The following is an 18,030-nucleotide window of genomic DNA, read 5'->3' on the forward strand; positions in this document are numbered from 1 at the left end:
CTAGGACTGTGGCTGACCTAGTTTGCGCGAGCCACGGAACGCATGACAAATGTCGTACCTGAGGGTTATCACACGATCACCCCTTAGTTCATCAACCGCGCGGTTGGAAAATCATCGATTCCCTCCCCGAGACCGACCGGCGAACAGCGCCAAGGTCGTCGCCACCGAGCCCGCCAATCCAGCGAGAGTGATCAACCACAAGCCGATTCCGATTCTCACCTGGACGGACTCGCTGAGTGACGCGCGGATGTCGAACACGTCGTCACCCGAGGCATTCGCCAGGTCCTGCCGCAGGGTTTCCTCCGCCGACGACAGGTCGGCGACTTTCCACGCGCCCAGCGCGAGCAGAGCCAGAGCCGCGACCATGGTGACGATTCCCAGTGCACGATGCAGGTCCTGCCCGCGCAGGACCAGAGTGCCGAACCCGACGAGAGCCATTCCGAGCGCCGCGGTGATCCAGCCGTCACCGCCGTCCACGCCTGACGTGCTGATCGAGCCGAAGAGCGGTGCACTTACGGTCGCCCATGGCAGAAACGAGCCGAGAGCAGCGGCGGCGCCCGCGCCCAGCACGATCCAAGGGTGAATCGGCCTGCGCGATGCGGGCACCGGCGAAGGCGAGCCGTCGTGTCGCCGCTGATCGCCACCCGGCGGCTGCTCGTCCGGTTGCCCGACTCGCGGAATGGAAGGCGCCATCTTCTGTCCCCTTGGTCGTCGCATCCTCACAAACAGTTGTAGGAGGATCGAGATCGGCGGACCAGTGTCCAAAGGGGTGACACAGGTAAGCACGGTTGCGGCGACGGAACACCACGTGGACGGTGGTGGGCTAGTCATTGGTGTCGCGGCGCCTTGCCGGCCGACCGGCAAGATCGCGTGTCGAGCACGACCCGCCGACCGATCCGGTAGCGTTCGGTTGATCTGATGACCACAGAAAGTACTGGTCCTATGCGTGCGGTGGTACTCCGGGAGTTCGGTGTCCCGTTGCGGGTCGAAGAGATCGAGCAGCCGACAGCCGGCGACGGGCAGGTGCTCGTTCAGGTCGTGGCGAGCGGGGTCAACCCGCTCGACACCAAGATCCACGCGGGGCAGGCCCCGCATGCGCGGGTGCGGCCGCCGGCGGTGCTCGGGCTGGATCTCGCCGGCATCGTCGTCGCGATCGGCTCGGAGGTCACCGCTTTCGAGCCCGGCGACGAGGTGTACGGCCTCACCGGCGGGGTCGGCGAACTGCAGGGCTCGCTCGCCGAGTACGTCGCCGTCGATGCCCGGCTCCTCGCGCGACGTCCGCGCGCGCTCTCGATGCGGGAGGCGGCGGCACTGCCGTTGGCCGTCATCACCGCATGGGAGGGACTGGTCGATCGGGCTGCGGTGCGGGCGGGGCAGAAGGTGCTGGTGCAGGGTGGTGCGGGCGGCGTCGGGCACGTCTGCGTCCAACTCGCCCTGGCGCGCGGCGCACTGGTGTACGCGACCGGCGGCCCGGCCAGCCAGCAAGTGATCGCCGCTCTCGGGGCGGTGCCGATCGACTACACCACGACCGGTGTGGACGAGTATGTCGCGAGGTACACCGCGGGTCAGGGTTTCGACATCGTCGCCGACACCGTCGGCGGCGCCACCCTCGACGCGTCGTTCTCGGCGGTGCGCACCTACCACGGACACGTCGTCAGCGCCTTGGGCTGGGGTACGCATTCCCTCGCCCCGCTGTCATTTCGAGCCGCGACCTACTCCGGTGTGTTCACCCTGTTGCCCATGCTGACCGGCGAGGGCCGTGAGCGCCACGGCGAGATCCTGCGCGAGGCGGCGGCGTTGGCCGATGCCGGTGCGCTGCGTCCACGGCTCGACCCGCGCCGGTTCGGCCTCGACGCGGTGGCCGAGGCACACCAGCTGATCGTTCGCGGTGCCGCCGAGGGAAAGGTGGTCATCGACGTCGGAGGGTGAGTGCCGGACCGCGTCACCCGACAGCGGCCCATCCGGTCACCGGACCGTCGACCACAGCGACGCCCACTCCTCGGCGGTCAGGTCGCGTGGCAACGCGTTCGGCGGTACCCGGTGCGCGCGGAGCCATTCGCGGACCACGGGTGCGGGGACGCCGGCGGCGCGGGTCAGGATCTCGCGCAAGCCGTAGCCGCGGCCGGTGAAGACCTTGTGCACGAAACGCTGGTACGCGTCGCGGTCGGTGACCAACGGCGTCGGACGGCGCCGCACCACCAGCAGGCCGCCGTCGACGGAGGGAATGGGCCGGAAGGCGCGCTTCGACACTCGGGAGTGGACGGTGAAGTCGAACCACGGCCAGACGCGCGCCGTGAGCAGGCTCGCGCCGCCGATCGCGGCTCGGCGCCGGGCTACCTCCCACTGCACGAGCAACACGGCGGTACGCCAGCGCGGAGCGGCCAGCAACCAGCGCAGCGTGGCCGTGGTGATGTGGAACGGCACGTTGCCGACCACCGCGCCCACCCCACCGCGCAGGCGGTGGAACAGCAGGTCCTCGTTGAGGACCGTGACGTGCGGCGGCAGTTGGTCGGCAAGCCGCTTGGCCCGGCGGGGGTCGATCTCGATGGCGGTGATGGGTCGGCCGAGCCGGCTCAGCGGGCGGGTCAGCGCGCCGTCGCCGGCACCGATCTCGAGGATCGGTCCATCGGTGGCGGCGACCAACCGTGAGATCTCGAGAATCACCGACGGGTCGACGAGGAAGTTCTGGCCGAACTCGTGGCGGCCGGCAGAAGAAGGCATGTGCGTGCTCCGCGACTGAAGATTCGGAGCCGGGCAGCACGAGGGGCCGCACCGGCAGCGGACCGGACGCGGCGGAGCTGAGAAAGGGAAAGTCGGATCAGCTCGCCGCTAGGCGATGCGGATCCGGATGCACAGAGCTCCCATACGCCGAAACGTACCAGCGTGGGCAAATGGTTTTAGAGGACGCGGCGCAGCCACTCCTCGACGCCTGCGATGTGCACGGTCGCCCAGGCTCGGGCCAGGTCCGGCTCGCGGCCCGCGATCGCCTCGACGATCGCCTGGTGCTGCTCGCGGGTGCGGGCGGCGGCGCCCTCCTGGGTCAGCCCGCGCCAGATCCGAGCCCGCATGGTCGGCCCGGACAACCCGTCGACCAGCGACGCGAGCACCGCGTTGTCGGTGCCGATCGCGATCTGCCGGTGGAACTCGATGTCGTTGGCGACGAGCGCCTCGATCGTCGGCTCGTCACCCAGGTCGTCGAGGATCAGCCGGAGCTTGTCGATGTCTTCGTCGAGCATCCGCTCGGCGGCCAGCGCGGCGGCCGCGGGCTCCAGCACCCGGCGCACCTCGAGGAACTGGAGCACCGTGTCGTCCTGGTGGAAGTCGACCACGAAGCTGAGCGCGTCGAGCAGCAGATCGGGCGACAGGCTGGTGACGTAGGTGCCGTCGCCCTGCCGCACGTCCAGCACCCGGATCATCGACAGCGCCCGCACCGCCTCGCGGAGCGAGTTGCGGGACAGGCCCAGCCGCTCGGCGAGATCGGCCTCCTTGGGCAGCCGGTCACCCGGGCCGAGCTCCCCGGACACGATCATGCCCTTGATCTTGTCGATCGCCTCGTCGGTCAGCGCCATTCCGTCACCCTCCGCAATGAAATCTACGCGGGCAGCCGGTAGACGCGCGTCGCCGTGTCGCCCAGGATGGCTGCCCGTTCGGGCGCGGGAAGCTCACCGAGCGCGTCGAGCAGCGCCGACCGGACGGCGCCGTAGCCGCCGGCCAGCAGGCAGACGGGCCAGTCCGACCCGAGCATCAGGCGCGACGGACCGAACAGCCGCAGGGCCTCCACCACGTACGGGCGAAGGTCCTCGACCGTCCAGTGTTGCCAGTCGGCCTCGGTGACCAGACCGGACACCTTGGCGGTGACGTTCGGGCACGCGGCCAACGGTGCGATCGCCGCCTGCCACTCGTCGAAGCCCCCGTCGCGGATCCGCGGCTTGCCGAGGTGGTCCAGCACGAAGTGCACCGTGGGCAGGGCGGCCGCCACCCGAGCGGCTGACGGCAGTTGGTCGCACCGCACGACCAGGTCGAAAACCAACCCGGCAGAGCCGATCACGGCAAGTCCGGCGCGTACGTCGGAACGGTCCAGGTAGTCCCGCTCTTCGCCCTGCACCTGGGAGCGGATGCCGACGAGAAGATCGCCTCCGGGAAGCGCGCGATAGCCGGCGAGGGTCGCGGCCAGGTCGGGCGACGCCGGATCGGCCCACGCCACCACACCCGCGATCGAGGGCGTGGCGGCGGCGTGTCCCAGCAACAGCTCAGCCTCAGCGGTGTCGCAGCGGCCACCCTCGACCAGCACCGAACGCTCGACACCCGCCGCCGACAGCTCAAGGCTCAGCATCGCCGGCGTGAAGGTGCGGTTGATCGGCTCCAGCCCGGGATCGTCGAGCCAGGTGTAGCCGGCGTCGGCCGCCCACAGGTGGTGGTGCGCGTCGACGATCATGGCAGCGCCCGTGGGTCGAGCAGCCCGGCCTCGACCAGCGCCGGCCACAGCTCGGCCGGCGGCGGGGTGGCGAAGAGCGCGGCGTTGCGCCGCACCTGGTCCGGCGAGTCGGCGCCGACGATCACCGAGCGCACGAGCGGGTGACTGCCGGCGAAGGCGAGCGCCGCGGCCGGCAGGGTGGTGCCGTGCGCGGCGCACACGTCGGCGATCGCTGCGGCGCGTTCGACGACGGAAGCCGGCGCCGGGCCGTACTCGTAGGGCAGACCGGCGTGGGGTCGGTCGACGGCGAGCAGCCCGCTGTTGAAGACGCCGGCGTTGAGCACCGCGGTGCCGGCCGCCGCGCAAGCCGGCAGGATCGCGTCGAGCGCGGGCTGCTCCAACAGCGTGTAGCGGCCCGCGACGATGATCTCGTCGGGCTCGCACTCGGTGACGAACCGGGACAGGAAAGCGGTGTCCTTGGAGCCGGTGCCGATCGCTCCGACCACGCCCTCGTCGCGCAGCGCGGCCAGCGCCGGATATGCCTCCGCGATCGCCTGGTCGGCGTGGTCCTCCGGGTCGTGCAGCAGCACGAGGTCGACCCGGTCGAGCCCGAGCCGGTCGAGGCTCTCGTCGAGGCAGCGGAGCACGCCGTCGCGGCTGAAGTCCCAGACCCGCTTGTGGGTGGCCGGCACCGCGAAACCGCCGTCGTCCATCCGGTCGCCGCCCCCGGGCACCGGCTCGAGCATCCGGCCGACCTTGGTGCTGACCGTGTAGTCACCTCGGGGCCGGCCGGCCAAGGCGGCACCCAGCCGGCGCTCGGACAGCCCGAGGCCGTAGTGGGGAGCCGTGTCGTAGTAACGGATGCCCGCGTCCCAGGCCGCGTCGACCGTCGCGGTCGCGCGCTCGTCGTCGATCGCGCGGTAGAGGTTGCCCAGCGACGCGCAACCCAGCGCCAGCGTCGGGCTCATGAGGCGGGCCGCAGGCGCAGGCCGTGCATGCCACCGTCGACGTCGAGCACCGTGCCGGTGGTGGCGCTGGCCAGCGGGCTGGCCAGGTAACCGATCGCGGCGGCCACCTCGTCGGCGGAGACCAGCCGGCCGCTGGGCTGGCGTGCCTGCAGCGCGGCGAACTCGGCGTCCGGATCGTCGGCCGCGGCCAGCAGGCGGCGCACCCACGGGGTGTCGGCGGTGCCTGGGGTGACGCAGTTGACCCGGATGCCCTCGCGGATGTGGTCCGCGGCCATCGCCAGGGTCAGCGAGAGCACAGCGCCCTTGCTCGCGCTGTAGAGCGCGCGGTTGGGCAGGCCGGCGGTCGCGGCGACCGAGCAGGTGTTGACGATCGCGGCGTGCGCCGAGGCACGCAGGTGTGGCAGGGCCGCCCGGCTGACCCGGACCATGCCGAGCACGTTGACGTCGAGCACCCGGTGCCACTCGTCGTCGGCGTTGTCGGCGACGGTCCCGGCCGCGCCGATGCCGGCGTTGTTGACCAGGATGTCGATGCCGCCCAGCCGCTCGGCCGCGGTCGCGATGCCGGCGCGCACGGCGGCGTCGTCGGACACGTCGGCGACCACGCCGACCATGCCGGGGTCGATGCCGTCGACCTCAAGGTCGAAGCAGGCCACCTTGGCGCCACGCGCGGCCAGGAACCGTGCGGTAGCCAGGCCGATCCCCGAACCGCCGCCGGTGACCACGGCCGAAAGGCCGTCGAACTCACCCATCACTGCCTCCCGCTCCAGATCGGGCCATCAGGGTACGCGTAGGCGGAGAGCGTCTCGGGCCGCATGGCCGCGCTGAAGCCCGGCAGGACCGGTGCCACGTAACGCCCGTCGCGTACCACGGCCGGGTCGACGAAGTGCTCGTGCAGGTGGTCGGCGAACTCGATGACCCGGTTGTCCATCGTGCCGGACACCGCGACGTAGTCGAACATCGAGAAGTGCCGCACGAGCTCGCAGAGGCCGACACCGCCCGCGTGCGGGCAGACCGGCACGCCGAACTTGGCCGCGAGCAACAGGATCGCGATGTTCTCGTTGACGCCGGCCACCCGGGTGGCGTCGAGCTGGAGGTACGACAGCGCGTCCAGTTGCAGCAACTGCTTGAAGACGATCCGGTTCTGCACGTGCTCGCCGGTGGCCACCGGAATCGGCGCGATGCCCCTGGCGATGGCGGCGTGGCCGACCACGTCGTCCGGGCTGGTCGGCTCCTCCACCCACCACGGGTTGAACTCGGCGAGGGCCGAGACCCACTCGATCGCCTCGCTGACGTCCCACCGCTGGTTGGCGTCCACGGCGATCGGGAAGTCCGGGCCGCAGACCTCGCGGGCGATCCGCAGGCGCCGGATGTCGTCGGCCAGATCCGCGCCGACCTTCAGCTTGATCTGCCGGAAGCCCGCGTCGAGGGCCTCCTGGCACAGCCGGCGCAGCTTGGCGTCGTCGTAGCCGAGCCAGCCCGGTGTGGTCGTGTAGGCCGGGTAGCCGCCGGCGAGCAGCGTCTCGATCCGTTCCGCCCGACCCTTCTCGGCCGCGCGCAGGATCTCCAGCGCCTCGTCCGGGGTCAGCGCGTCGGTCAGGTAGCGGAAGTCGACGAGGCCGACCAGCTCCTCGGGGGACAGCTGCGCGAGCAACTGCCAGAGCGGCAGCCCGGCGTGCTTGGCTTTCAGGTCCCACAGGGCGTTGACCACGGCCGAGATGGCCATGTGCATGACGCCCTTCTCCGGACCCAGCCAGCGCAGCTGCGAGTCGTGCACCAGCTCGCGCCAGAACCCACCCAGGTCGTCGAGCACTTCGTCGACGTCGCGCCCGACGAGGTACGGGCGCAGGGCGGCGATGGCGGCGGTCTGCACGTCGTTGCCCCGGCCGATGGTGAACGCGAAGCCATGGCCCTCGGGCGCGTCCGGCTCGCCGGTCCGGACCACCACGTACGCGGCCGAGTAGTCCGGGTCGGGGTTCATCGCGTCCGAGCCGTCGAGCTCGAGCGAGGTCGGGAAACGGACGTCGTAGGTGTCCAGGGAGACAAAGTGGGGCATCGAGCCATCCCATACATCGGAGGTGTGTGGAGGATAACCACCGATGTTGCGGTCGCGGGAGGGTCTTGAGCTGTGATTCATCCTATGTCAGGGTGGCTGGCAGGTTGTCGAGGCGACCCAGGCCCGGCAACGCCGCTCGCCGCGAGCCCGCTTCCCAGCCGGAGAAGTCGGCCCTGATCCCGAAGAGGCCCGCGAGGATCGCCTCCAGCTCGGCCGCGCCCGGCCGCGGCACGTCGGCCAAGAGCGCCGCGGCCCGGTCCGGCCGGCCCAGGCGGCACAACGCGTACGCGACGGCGCCGGGCGGCTCGGCAGCGAGGTGCCGGTCGGCGAACTCGACGAGCTCGCCGCGCTGGAGCAGGTCGAGGAACTCCGGCATGCCACCGGCCACGGACAGTAACGCTTCCGCCGAGTCATCGGGTGTATCGGCCGTTCGCCAGCGCCCGCCGCCGGCGTACCGGGCGAGCACCCCGCGGGCGTCCTCGGCCGCGGCCACCTCGACCGCCTCCGCCTCGGCCACCTCACCTAGCCGGCGGAGCAGCGCCGCCAGCGACCGTGCCCGGCCGACCCGCGTCGCGTCGGCCGCGACGGTGCCGCCGGCGGCTGTGGCCAGCATGCGCAGGTGGTCGAGCACGGTCGAGCCGCCGGCCTTCTCGGTCAGCAGGTCCAGATCGCCGGCGAGGACCACGTAGGCCTCGATCGCACGGAAGTCGGACGCGCCGCCGGCCAGCGCCGCGAGCAGCCGTGCGCGGGTGCGCCCCGGGTCGAGCAGGGCGGCCACCCGCGGGCCGGGGTCGCCGGCGAGCGCCTGACGGGCGGCCAGGTCGTAGGTCCGCGCGAGCGCTTCCGGCGCGCCGGTGAGCGTCGGCAGACGGTCGGCCGGCCAGGGGCCGTCCCGCTGGTCCGCGACGCGATCGATCGATGGCACGCCCTCCGGCACGAGGGCGACCATAGTTATCGATACATCGGATGTCAACGGCGGTACTGCTGGTTGGGAGCGCTGTTTATCCCTCGCAGTCGAGTGATACATCCGACAACTGGGCTCTCTACGACACCCCGTAGTATTACTACTGGCCGTAGTAAATGGGGGTTCGCAATGGACGCGCTCGACGTCGCCCGGTGGCAGTTCGGTGTCACCACGATCTACCACTTCCTCTTCGTGCCGCTGACCATCGGGCTCGGTCCGCTGGTCGCCACCCTGCAGACGCTCTGGCATCGCACCGGCAACCCGCGCTACCTGCGGCTGACGCACTTCTACGGCAAGCTTTTCCTGATCAACTTCGCGATGGGCGTCGTCACCGGCATCGTCCAGGAGTTCCAGTTCGGCATGAACTGGAGCGACTACTCGCGCTTCGTCGGGGACGTTTTCGGCGCACCCCTGGCCATGGAGGCCCTGCTCGCGTTCTTCCTCGAGTCGACGTTCCTCGGCCTCTGGATCTTCGGCTGGGAGAAGCTGCCGAAGCGGATCCACCTCGCGACCATCTGGACCGCGGCGCTGGGCAGCGTGCTGTCCATGTTCTTCATCCTGGCGGCGAACTCGTGGATGCAAAACCCGGTCGGCTTCGAGATGAACCCCGAGACCGGCCGCCCGGTGCTCACCGACATCTGGGCCGTGCTGACCAACAAGGTCGCGCTGATCACCTTCCCGCACACGCTGTTCGCCGCGTTCGTCGTCGCGGGCTCGCTGCTGGTCGCCGTCTCGCTCTGGCACGTGGTGCGGCGTCCCGGCATCGACTCGTCCGAGCACCGGTTCGCACTCAAGCTCGGCGCCTGGGTCACGATGGTCGCGAGCGCGGGTCTGGTCTTCACAGGCGACATCCAGGGCAAGATCATGACCGAGGTGCAGCCGATGAAGATGGCGGCGGCCGAGGCGCTCTACCAGACCGAACAGCCCGCGTCGTTCTCCGTGCTGACCATCGGCACGCTCGACGGCAGCCGCGAGGTCTTCACCATCAAGCTGCCGTACCTCCTCTCGTTCCTGGCCACCGGCAACCCGAAGGGCTCGGTCGAGGGCATCAACGACCTCCAGGCGAGGTACGCGGCCGAGTACGGACCGGGCAGCTACTCGCCGATCGTGCCGGTCACCTACTGGAGCTTCCGGGTGATGATCACGCTCGGGCTCGCCGCCGCCGCCATCGCCCTGCTGGTGCTCTGGTCGCAGCGGCGCGGGCGTACCCCGTCGAACCGTTGGTTGTTGCGGGCCGGCCTGATCCTGCCGCTGCTGCCGCTCGGCGCGAGCACCGCGGGCTGGATCTTCACCGAGATGGGCCGGCAGCCGTGGATCGTCTTCGGTGAGCTGCTCACCCGCAACGGCGTCTCCCGGAGCGTGTCGCTGACCGAGGTGCTGACGTCGTTCCTCGCGTTCACGCTGATCTACGCGATCCTCGCGGCGATCGAAGGCAAACTGCTCTTCCGGTACGCGCGAGCCGGGCTGCCGCCGCCGAAACCGGTGCGTGACGAGGCGTCCGACGAGGACGACGACGTGCCCGCGCTGGCCTACTGACCGAGGAGACCACAGTGGACCTTTCGACCTTCTGGTTCCTCGCCATCGCCTTCCTGTTCGTCGGCTACTTCGTGCTGGAGGGCTTCGACTTCGGCGTCGGTGTGCTGATGCGCACGTTCGCGCGCGACGACGCCGAGCGGCGGCAGCTGCTCGGCACCATCGGCCCCGTCTGGGACGGCAACGAGGTCTGGCTGATCACGGGCGCCGGTGCGATGTTCGCGGCCTTTCCCCATTGGTACGCGAGCGTGTTCTCCGGCTTCTACCTGCCGATGCTGGTCATCCTGCTGGCCCTGATCGTGCGCGGAGTGGCGTTCGAGTTCCGGGGCAAGCGCGACGACACCGCCTGGCGGGCACGCTGGGACTGGGCCATCCTTTGTGGATCCCTGCTGCCGGCGCTGCTCTGGGGTCTGATCTTCGCCAACATCGTGCGCGGGGTGCCGCTGGCCGCCGACCACGACTACGCCGGCGGCCTGGTCGATCTGCTCAACCCGTTCGCGCTGCTCGGCGCCGCCGCCTTCGCTGCGGTGTTCGTGTGGCACGGCGCGGTGTTCGTGGCCCTCAAGACGACCGGCGAGGTGCGCGACCGGGCCAACCGGCTGGCGTCCCGGTTCGGCCCGGTCGCGGTCGCGCTGCTGCTCGGCTTCCTCGCCTGGCTGCTTGTCGACCGCGACCCGGTCGCCATCGGGCTCGGCGGCGCGGCGGCGCTCGCCGCCTTCGCCGCACTGGCCACCAACCGCGTGCGCCGCGAGGGCTGGGCCTTCGCCGGCACCGCGGCCGCGATCGGGCTGACCGTGGTCGCGCTGTTCGCCGCGCTGCACCCGGCGGTGCTGCCGTCGACCGGCGACCCGGCCGGCACGCTGACGATCGCCAACGCGGCTGCCAGCCCGTACTCCCTGAAGGTCATGACCTGGGTCGCGGCCCTGTTCCTGCCCTTGGTGCTGCTCTACCAGGGCTGGACCTACTGGGTGTTCCGCAAGCGCGTGGCTGTCACACGATAGTGCCGCCTCCGTCGACGACGATCGTGGCGCCGGTGATGTAGCCGGCGCCACGGGAGGCCAGGAACACCACCGTGGCGGCGAACTCCATCGGGTCGCCGGCGCGACCGGCCGGCACCTGGGCGATCCGCTGCTCGTAGTAGCCGTCGGGGTATTTGTCGGTCATCTCCGAGGGGAAGAAGCCCGGCGCGATCGCGTTGACCCGGATGCCCTTGCGGCCCGTCCATTGCGCGGCCAGGTCACGGGTCAGGCCCAGGAGGCCGGCCTTGGCGCTGGAGTAGGCGGCCTGCGGGAGGCCCGCCGAGACGATGCCGAGGACGCTGGAGATGTTGATGATCGAGCCGCCCTCGGTCATGTGCTTGGCGGCGGCCTGAGCCATCCAGTAGGCGCCCATCAGGTTGATGTCGAGGACCTGGCGGTATTCCTCGGCGGTCTCCCGCGACGCGGGCACGGCGGTGCCGACGCCGGCGTTGTTGACCAGGATGTCGAGCCGGCCGAAGTGCTCCACGGCGGCCGCGGCCAGCGCCCGGCAGGCCTCGGGCTCGGACACGTCGGTGACCACCGCGACCGCCTTGCCACCGGCCTGCTCCACGAGCGCGACCGTCTGGGCGAGCCGGTCTTCTCGGCGGCCGGCGACCACCACGGACGCACCCGCCTCCGCGAGCGCCACCGCGGTCGCCACGCCGAGTCCGGACGAGGCACCTGTGACGATCGCGACCTTGCCGTCGAGCCGGAAGTGGTCGAGGACACCCATGCGCGTCGTTCCCTTCGTCAACGGGGAGTCGACAGCACGGTGAAGTCGTCGTCGCCCTGGAGCGGCTCGTCGGTCACCGTGGTGTCGTAGACCACCGCGTCGGGCGGCCCCTTGCGAGTCCATTTCACCATGCGTTCCACGGCGTCCGGTGACCCCTCGAAGGCCGCTTCGACGCTGCCGTCGGGCAGGTTGCGGACCCAGCCGGTGACTCCAGCCGCGTGCGCCTGCCGGCGGCAGGTGTCCCGGAAGAACACGCCCTGTACCCGGCCGGTCACGATCACTCGACGTCTGATCACGCTTCATTGTCGGACCCTCGGGATAGCTTTGGCGGCGATGGACGCGCAGGGGTGGGACCACAGATATGCCGAGACCGACCTGGTCTGGAGCGCTTCGCCGAATCGGTTCGTGGCTGACGAGTTGACCGGGCTGCCGCCTGGCACCGCAGTCGACCTGGCCGCCGGCGAGGGCCGCAACGCGCTGTGGCTGGCCAGCCTGGGCTGGCGGGTGACCGCCGTCGACTTCTCCGCCGTGGCGCTCGACAAGGGCCGGCGTCTGGCGTCCGCGCGGGGGCTCGACGTCACGTGGGTGCATGCCGACCTGGCCGACTACACGCCGCCGGTGGTCGACCTGGTGCTGATCGCCTACCTGCACGTTTCGCCGGACTTGTTTGAGCCGGTGTTGCGGCGGGCCGCCGCGGCCGTTGCTCCTGGCGGCACGCTGCTGGCCGTCGGGCACGACGCGACCAACCTCACCGAGGGCACGGGCGGGCCGCAGGATCTCTCGCGGCTGTGGACTCCTGCGGGCCTGGTGGCCGGGCTGGGCGACCTGGCGGTGCGGCGGGCCGATCGGGTGCGCCGGCCGGTCTCAGGAGCGCGCGACGCTATCGACACCCTCGTGCGGGCCGAGCGGGCCTCGTCGTGACGGCCACACCAACCTCGATCAAGCGGATCTACTACCTGCTGACGGTCGGCAACACGCTCGCCGCGTCGTTGATCTGGGGCATCAACACGATCTTCCTGCTCGACGCGGGGCTCAACAACCTCGAGGCGTTCGCGGCCAACGCCTTCTTCACGGCCGGCATGGTGCTCTTCGAGGTGCCGACGGGCATCGTGGCCGACCTGCGCGGACGCCGGGCCTCGTTCCTGCTCGGCACGCTGACGCTGGCGGTGACCACGGCGCTCTACGTGCTGCTCTGGCACCTGCACGCGCCGTTCTGGCAGTGGGCGGTGGTCTCGGCACTGCTCGGCCTGGGCTTCACGTTCTTCTCGGGCGCCACCGAGGCCTGGCTGGTCGACGCGCTGACCGCGACGGGCTTCGACGGCCAGCTCGACGCGGTCTTCGGCCGAGCCCAGATGGCCTCCGGCGCGGCGATGCTGGCCGGCTCGGTCGGCGGCGGCTACCTGGCCCAGCTCACCAACCTCGGCGTCCCGTTCATCGCCCGGGCCGCGGTGCTCGTGGTCATGTTCGTGGTGGCCGCGGTGGTGATGCGCGACGTCGGCTTCACCCCCAACCGCGGCGGCCGCCCGATGGCTGAGATCCGCCGCATCGTCGGCGACTCGATCGACTACGGCTGGCGCGTCCCGACCGTGCGCTACCTGATGCTCGCGGCCCCGTTCGTCGGCGGCGTCGGGGTCTACATCTTCTACGCGCTCCAGCCTTACCTCCTCGTGCTCTATGGCGACCCGACCGCATACGGGGTGGCCGGCCTGGTCGCCGCGCTGCTCTCCGCGGCGCAGATCGCCGGCGGCTTCCTCACGGGCCGCATCCGGGGCCTGTTCCGGCGCCGCAGCTCGGCCCTGCTGGCCGGCGGGGTGCTCAGCGTCGTGGTCATCCTGCTGATCGGCCTGATCGCCAACTTCTGGGTCGTGCTGACGCTGATCATGCTGTGGGGTCTGCTGTCGGCCGCGACGACCCCGATCCGACAGGCGTTCATCAACAGCCTGATCCCGTCCCGCCAACGGGCGACGATCCTGTCCTTCGACTCGCTGATGAGCTCCACGGGTGGCGTCGTGGCGCAGCCGATCCTGGGCCGGTCCGCCGACGTCTGGAGCTATCCCACGTCGTACGTGATCAGCGGTGTCATCTCGGCCTTCGCCTGGCCGTTCCTGGCCCTGGCCCGCAAGCAACAGGCGCCGAGCGACACCGCGGTGACGAGCGTCCCGCCGGCCGAAGATCTCGCCGTGGCCGGGCAGCCAACGTAGTCTGTGTCGATGACCGAGCCCGTCGTGCTGGCCGCCGCGGGCGCGGCTGTGATCCTCGATGTCGCCGGCCCCGGACTGCCGCGGGTGGTGCACTGGGGTGCCGACCCGGGTGCGCTCGACGACTCAGCGCTGCGTTCTCTGGTGACCGCCGCCGGTGGCGCTGTCGCTTCCGCCGTCGAGGGTCCGACACAGCCCGTGGGCAGTCTGCCGTTGCTGCCGACGCAGTGGGACGGCTACGCGGGCCGCCCGGGCGTCTCGGGCGATCGATCGGGGCGCTGGCCGTACCTGCGGCTCGCTCTCGACGGGCCGGTGTCGGTCTCGGAAGGTTCCGTGATCGCCTCGGCGGTCGACGAGACCGCCGGTGTGCGGGTCCGCAGCGAGCTCCGGTTGGACCCGCACGGTGTCGTGCACGTGCGGCACACGCTGACGAACGTCGGAGCGGACGTCTGGACGGTCGCCGCGCTCCGGACCGTGCTGCCGCTCCCCGAACAGGCGACCGAGGTGCTGGACTTCACAGGGCGCTGGGGTCTGGAGCGGGTGCCACAGCGGCGGCCGCTGGGCAACGGCACGCACGCCCGCGAGAGCCGGCGGGGCCGCACGGGTCACGACGCCACGCCGCTGTTGACAGCCGGGACGCCGGGCTTCGCGGAGGCCTGGTCGGTCCACATCGGATGGAGCGGCGGTCACGAGGAGTTCGCCGAGCGCATCTCGGGCACGGTGGCGGTGCTGGGCGGCGGCGAGCTCTTGGAGCCGGGCGAGGTGCGCCTGGCGCCGGGCGATTCCTATACGACCCCGACGGCGTACTTCGCCTGGTCCGACTCCGGGCTCGACGGCTTGAGCGACCGGCTGCACCGGATGATCCGGTCGCGGCCGAGCCACCCGCACAGCCCGCGGCCGCTGACCCTGAACGTCTGGGAAGCGGTCTACTTCGACCACGACCTGGACCGCCTGACCCGCCTGGCCGACCTGGCCGCCCGGGTGGGCGTGGAACGCTTCGTCCTGGACGACGGCTGGTTCGTCGGCCGCCGGGACGACACGGCCGGCCTGGGCGACTGGACGGTGGACCCGACGGTCTGGCCCTCGGGACTGCACCCGCTGGTCAACCACGTGCGGTCGTTGGGGATGCGGTTCGGCCTGTGGTTCGAGCCGGAGATGATCAACCCGGACTCGTCGCTGGCCCGTGATCATCCGGATTGGATCCTGGCCACGCCGGGCCGCCTCCCCAGACCGTCGCGCCACCAGCACGTGCTCGACGTGGCCCGGCCCGAGGTCGCCGACCACCTGTTCGACCGGATCTCCACGCTGGTCACCGAATACCAGCTCGACTACCTCAAGTGGGACCACAACCGCGACCTGCTGGAAGCGTCCCGCGACGGGGTGGCCGGGGTACATCGGCAGACGGCCGCGGCGTATGACCTGCTGGACCGCCTCCGCGCGCGCCACCCGGCTCTGGAGATCGAGTCGTGCGCGTCCGGGGGTGGCCGGGTCGACCTGGGCATCCTGGCCCGCACCGACCGGGTCTGGGCGTCAGACTCGAACGACGCCCTGGACCGGCAGCAGATCCAACGCTGGACGGGACTGCTGCTGCCACCGGAGCTGATCGGCAGCCACGTCGGCCCGAGCCCGGCGCACACGACGGGCCGCAGTGCGGGATTGGCGTTCCGCTGCGCGACGGCCCTGTTCGGCCACGCGGGCATCGAGTGGGACATCAGCACGTGCACGGAGGCGGAGCTCGATCTGCTGACGGAATGGGCGACGCTCTACAAGCGACTGCGCGGGGTCCTCCACAACGGCCGAGCGGTCCACGGCGACGTCTCGGGCGTGGTCACCAACGAGGCGGCGGTCTTCGTGCACGCCCAGCTCGACAACCCGACGGAACTGCGGCAACGCCGACTCCGCCTGCCCGGCCTGGACCCCGACCGCCGCTACCGGGTGACGCGATGCTGGGGAGAAGACGCCCACCTCCCGAGCGAGGGCCTGCTCGCAACGGGTCGAGCCCTGGGAACGGTCGGCTTCCAGGTGCCCCGCCTACGCCCGGAACAAGCCATCGTCTTCGAGGCACGCGCGGAAGGCTGATGGCTGTGTCCGGCCACCTCGACGTCGCGGACGGCCTCGCCAGCACTCAGCCGGCCATGCCCTGGAGGCTAGCTCTCGGCGGTCGTTCTTCGACTAGCGAGCTGGCGTTGCCGGCCGGCGCGACGTGGACAGCTCGAAGACGAAGATCGGCACCCGCGCCTGCGCGGCCAGCGTGGGCGCCGGGTAGCCAGCCGATTCGAGCAGCTCAAGGCTCTTGGGGAGCAACGACGGCAGCTCCGGTGCGGTCCCCTCGCCCGGCTCCTGCCGCCGCCAGCCGTTTGCCGACAGCGCGACCATGGCCCGCTGGTACGTCGACTCGCTCATCACTTTCAGTTGCCGGCAGCGCATCAGCAACGCTTGGAGGCTGACCCCCCACCGCTCCTTCAGCCTGAACAGCCGTTGCCAGTCGGCCCGGCTCGGCAGCTCGTCGATCACTCCGGCCGCGGGCATGAGGAACTCGGACGCGAACCGGTGCGCCTGGTCTTCGATCAGCTTGCTGCCAGGCTCCGAGTCGGTGTGCATCACGAGGTGGCCAAGCTCGTGCGCCAAGTCGAATCGCTGCCGGTAGTAGTCCTGCTTCACCGGATTCAGGAGGATCATCGGACGCGCGCCCGCTTCGATCGAGAACGCGTCCACCGCGGCCGTCTGCGGCAACGAGAAGACCACCAGAACGCCTTTGTTCTCGAACAGCCGCACGAGGTGCCCGGCCGGACCGCTCCCCATTCCCCATTCGGCGCGCACGAACGCGGCCGCGACTTCGGCCTGTCCGGAAGCAACCTCGTCGGTTGGTACGGGCCAGCGCGGAACGTCACGGTGGGGCAGTTCGACGTACTTCTCCAACGAGGCGGCGACATCGGCCACCAAGCATCCGTAGGCGTGCGCCTGATCGCGGACGAGCTGCGTCGTGGACCTCAACGAGCGGAAGTGCGGGGTCGGGATGGGCGTCTCCGGGGCGTCGACACCCATGAAGAACGACGGCTCGACCTTGAGGGTCAACGCCAGTTGCGCGACCGTCGCGGGTGCCGGCCGCTTCGTCCCGTTCTCGTAGCTGGCCACGGCAGTGGGTGTCTTGCCGATCTTCTCCGCGAGGCCGTTCTTGCGTAGCCCGGCGACCTGCCGCGCCAGAGTCAGCCGTCGTCCGCTGAACAGCCGGGCGGCGTTGGCGAGCTGTGCGGCCGTACGTGGTTGTGCGGCAGTCATCTCCCGACCGACTGCCCGCCGGGCTCCCCGTCCGCGAGGTGAGGTCGCAGACGCACCGGTGCCTCGGGCATTTCGACACTGCGCTCCGGACCCGTTGCGTCGGGCCGAACCACTGATCCAGCGCTGTCATCGTCCACAAGAGACCGGAGCCACACCCACGGTCGGCCCCCACCGACGTTGAGCCGGGGTCGCCCGAGGAACAACTCAGTGGCACCGGTGTGCGGATCGACGCTGTGGGCAAGCACGAGGTCGAGCACAGAGCTGCGGGTGTCCGCCTGCAGCAACTCACCGAGGGTGAGTTGATGCAGTTCGAGGCCGATCGGACTGTCATAGGTCCCGGGCAGGACAAACTGGTCGAGGCTGTCGCCGTCGGTCTGCGCGGCGATCTTCCGCTTCGTGGGGCTCTTCCGACTCCATGCGATGTCATGGACCCTGCCGTGCTCGAAGGAGCTCAGGAACCATCGGAAACCCAGGTATTGCCAGGCAGGCGAATGGTGGAGATCCGCGCGCTCGACGCCGGAGACGGCCGGCAGAGAGCTCCGCTCGGCGGGAAGCAGGCCGGCCAACAGCAGGTCCTGGTCCTGACCGTCGTCAGCGGCGCTGTATTTCGCCACGCGGAACACCCGGTCTTGGCGGTCGGCCAGCAGGGTATGCGCCGCGACACCGAGCACGGTCTGGTTGTGGCCGGTCTCGGGGTCGAAGTCCGACCAAGCGCGCGAGTGCGCCGACGAAGCCGCCCACGCCAACGCAGCGACGATCCCGGCATCGGTCATCTCGGCGATGACCTTCTCGTCCTCGGTCACGACCGAGAACCTACCATTCGTGCGAAGTTGATGTATAAAACTGAACCGCGCGGCGTGTCATCAGCG

Annotated in this window: 18 protein-coding genes; 6 read left to right on the forward strand and 12 right to left on the reverse strand. The window is 70.6% G+C overall.

All coding sequences use genetic code 11. The annotated features are described in order from the left end of the window. Positions 1 to 111: 111 nt before the first annotated feature. Positions 112 to 693 carry a hypothetical protein gene (locus tag AB0J88_RS13820; protein ID WP_364345145.1) on the reverse strand — a complete coding sequence of 194 codons (582 nt, stop codon included), beginning with the start codon at positions 691 to 693 and terminating at the stop codon, positions 112 to 114. A 249-nt stretch (positions 694 to 942) separates the two neighbouring features. On the opposite strand from AB0J88_RS13820, the gene AB0J88_RS13825 reads away from it, so the two are divergent. Further along, the gene (locus tag AB0J88_RS13825) at positions 943 to 1,929 is read left to right on the forward strand and encodes a zinc-dependent alcohol dehydrogenase family protein (RefSeq protein WP_364345143.1); all 987 of its coding nucleotides are present in this window, start codon (positions 943 to 945) and stop codon (positions 1,927 to 1,929) included. A gap of 36 nt (positions 1,930 to 1,965) precedes the next feature. On the opposite strand, the gene erm is transcribed toward AB0J88_RS13825, so the two are convergent. From erm to AB0J88_RS13860, 7 genes are all read right to left on the reverse strand, one after another. Next, positions 1,966 to 2,721 carry a 23S ribosomal RNA methyltransferase Erm gene (erm, locus tag AB0J88_RS13830; RefSeq protein ID WP_364345141.1) on the reverse strand — a complete coding sequence of 252 codons (756 nt, stop codon included), beginning with the start codon at positions 2,719 to 2,721 and terminating at the stop codon, positions 1,966 to 1,968. Positions 2,722 to 2,897: 176 nt separating this feature from the next. After that, positions 2,898 to 3,569: a FadR/GntR family transcriptional regulator gene (locus AB0J88_RS13835; RefSeq protein ID WP_364345139.1), complete on the reverse strand. Its 672-nt coding sequence runs from the start codon at positions 3,567 to 3,569 to the stop codon at positions 2,898 to 2,900. Between the two features lie 23 nt (positions 3,570 to 3,592). Further along, positions 3,593 to 4,435 carry an amidohydrolase family protein gene (locus tag AB0J88_RS13840; RefSeq protein WP_364345137.1) on the reverse strand — a complete coding sequence of 281 codons (843 nt, stop codon included), beginning with the start codon at positions 4,433 to 4,435 and terminating at the stop codon, positions 3,593 to 3,595. Further along, positions 4,432 to 5,382 (reverse strand): aldo/keto reductase, encoded by a 951-nt coding sequence (locus AB0J88_RS13845; RefSeq protein ID WP_364345135.1) that lies wholly within the window; start codon positions 5,380 to 5,382, stop codon positions 4,432 to 4,434. The genes AB0J88_RS13840 and AB0J88_RS13845 overlap by 4 nt, the downstream gene beginning before the upstream one ends. Then, the gene (locus AB0J88_RS13850; protein ID WP_364345133.1) at positions 5,379 to 6,131 is read right to left on the reverse strand and encodes an SDR family oxidoreductase; all 753 of its coding nucleotides are present in this window, start codon (positions 6,129 to 6,131) and stop codon (positions 5,379 to 5,381) included. Before AB0J88_RS13850 ends, AB0J88_RS13845 begins: the two co-directional genes overlap by 4 nt. Beyond that, the gene (locus AB0J88_RS13855; protein ID WP_364345131.1) at positions 6,131 to 7,435 is read right to left on the reverse strand and encodes an L-fuconate dehydratase; all 1,305 of its coding nucleotides are present in this window, start codon (positions 7,433 to 7,435) and stop codon (positions 6,131 to 6,133) included. The genes AB0J88_RS13850 and AB0J88_RS13855 overlap by 1 nt, the downstream gene beginning before the upstream one ends. A gap of 82 nt (positions 7,436 to 7,517) precedes the next feature. Then, entirely contained in the window at positions 7,518 to 8,372 is an 855-nt protein-coding gene (locus AB0J88_RS13860) for a hypothetical protein (protein WP_364345129.1), read from the reverse strand. Between the two features lie 156 nt (positions 8,373 to 8,528). Between AB0J88_RS13860 and AB0J88_RS13865 the strand changes: the two genes are divergently transcribed. Together AB0J88_RS13865 and cydB are read left to right on the forward strand one after the other, a co-directional pair. Continuing rightward, positions 8,529 to 9,935 carry a cytochrome ubiquinol oxidase subunit I gene (locus AB0J88_RS13865; protein ID WP_364345127.1) on the forward strand — a complete coding sequence of 469 codons (1,407 nt, stop codon included), beginning with the start codon at positions 8,529 to 8,531 and terminating at the stop codon, positions 9,933 to 9,935. Positions 9,936 to 9,949: 14 nt separating this feature from the next. Next, complete coding sequence (gene cydB / locus AB0J88_RS13870; protein ID WP_364345125.1) at positions 9,950 to 10,933, forward strand: cytochrome d ubiquinol oxidase subunit II; 984 nt, start codon at positions 9,950 to 9,952, stop codon at positions 10,931 to 10,933. Here cydB and AB0J88_RS13875 read toward each other — a convergent pair. Both AB0J88_RS13875 and AB0J88_RS13880 read right to left on the reverse strand, forming a co-directional pair. Beyond that, positions 10,923 to 11,684: a glucose 1-dehydrogenase gene (locus AB0J88_RS13875; protein WP_364345123.1), complete on the reverse strand. Its 762-nt coding sequence runs from the start codon at positions 11,682 to 11,684 to the stop codon at positions 10,923 to 10,925. The genes cydB and AB0J88_RS13875 overlap by 11 nt on opposite strands. Positions 11,685 to 11,701: 17 nt before the next feature. Beyond that, entirely contained in the window at positions 11,702 to 11,980 is a 279-nt protein-coding gene (locus tag AB0J88_RS13880) for an acylphosphatase (RefSeq protein ID WP_364345121.1), read from the reverse strand. Positions 11,981 to 12,017: 37 nt separating this feature from the next. On the opposite strand from AB0J88_RS13880, the gene AB0J88_RS13885 reads away from it, so the two are divergent. Genes AB0J88_RS13885 through AB0J88_RS13895 form a run of 3 tightly spaced genes read left to right on the forward strand, consistent with a single transcriptional unit; the run spans position 12,018 to position 15,961 of the window. Next, on the forward strand, positions 12,018 to 12,605 hold the full coding sequence (locus AB0J88_RS13885; protein ID WP_364345119.1) for a class I SAM-dependent methyltransferase: 588 nt from the start codon (positions 12,018 to 12,020) through the stop codon (positions 12,603 to 12,605). Next, on the forward strand, positions 12,602 to 13,885 hold the full coding sequence (locus AB0J88_RS13890; RefSeq protein WP_364345117.1) for an MFS transporter: 1,284 nt from the start codon (positions 12,602 to 12,604) through the stop codon (positions 13,883 to 13,885). Before AB0J88_RS13885 ends, AB0J88_RS13890 begins: the two co-directional genes overlap by 4 nt. A gap of 9 nt (positions 13,886 to 13,894) precedes the next feature. Beyond that, complete coding sequence (locus AB0J88_RS13895) at positions 13,895 to 15,961, forward strand: alpha-galactosidase (RefSeq protein ID WP_364345116.1); 2,067 nt, start codon at positions 13,895 to 13,897, stop codon at positions 15,959 to 15,961. Between the two features lie 93 nt (positions 15,962 to 16,054). Here the strand turns inward: AB0J88_RS13895 and AB0J88_RS13900 are convergent, their stop codons facing one another. Next, positions 16,055 to 17,161, reverse strand: coding sequence for an XRE family transcriptional regulator (locus AB0J88_RS13900; protein ID WP_364345114.1), 1,107 nt, complete (start codon positions 17,159 to 17,161; stop codon positions 16,055 to 16,057). Beyond that, complete coding sequence (locus AB0J88_RS13905) at positions 17,158 to 17,964, reverse strand: hypothetical protein (protein WP_364345112.1); 807 nt, start codon at positions 17,962 to 17,964, stop codon at positions 17,158 to 17,160. The genes AB0J88_RS13900 and AB0J88_RS13905 overlap by 4 nt, the downstream gene beginning before the upstream one ends. Between the last annotated feature and the right edge of the window lie 66 nt (positions 17,965 to 18,030).

The sequence above is a fragment of the Asanoa sp. NPDC049475 genome (assembly GCF_040676915.1).
Taxonomy (GTDB): domain Bacteria; phylum Actinomycetota; class Actinomycetes; order Mycobacteriales; family Micromonosporaceae; genus Asanoa.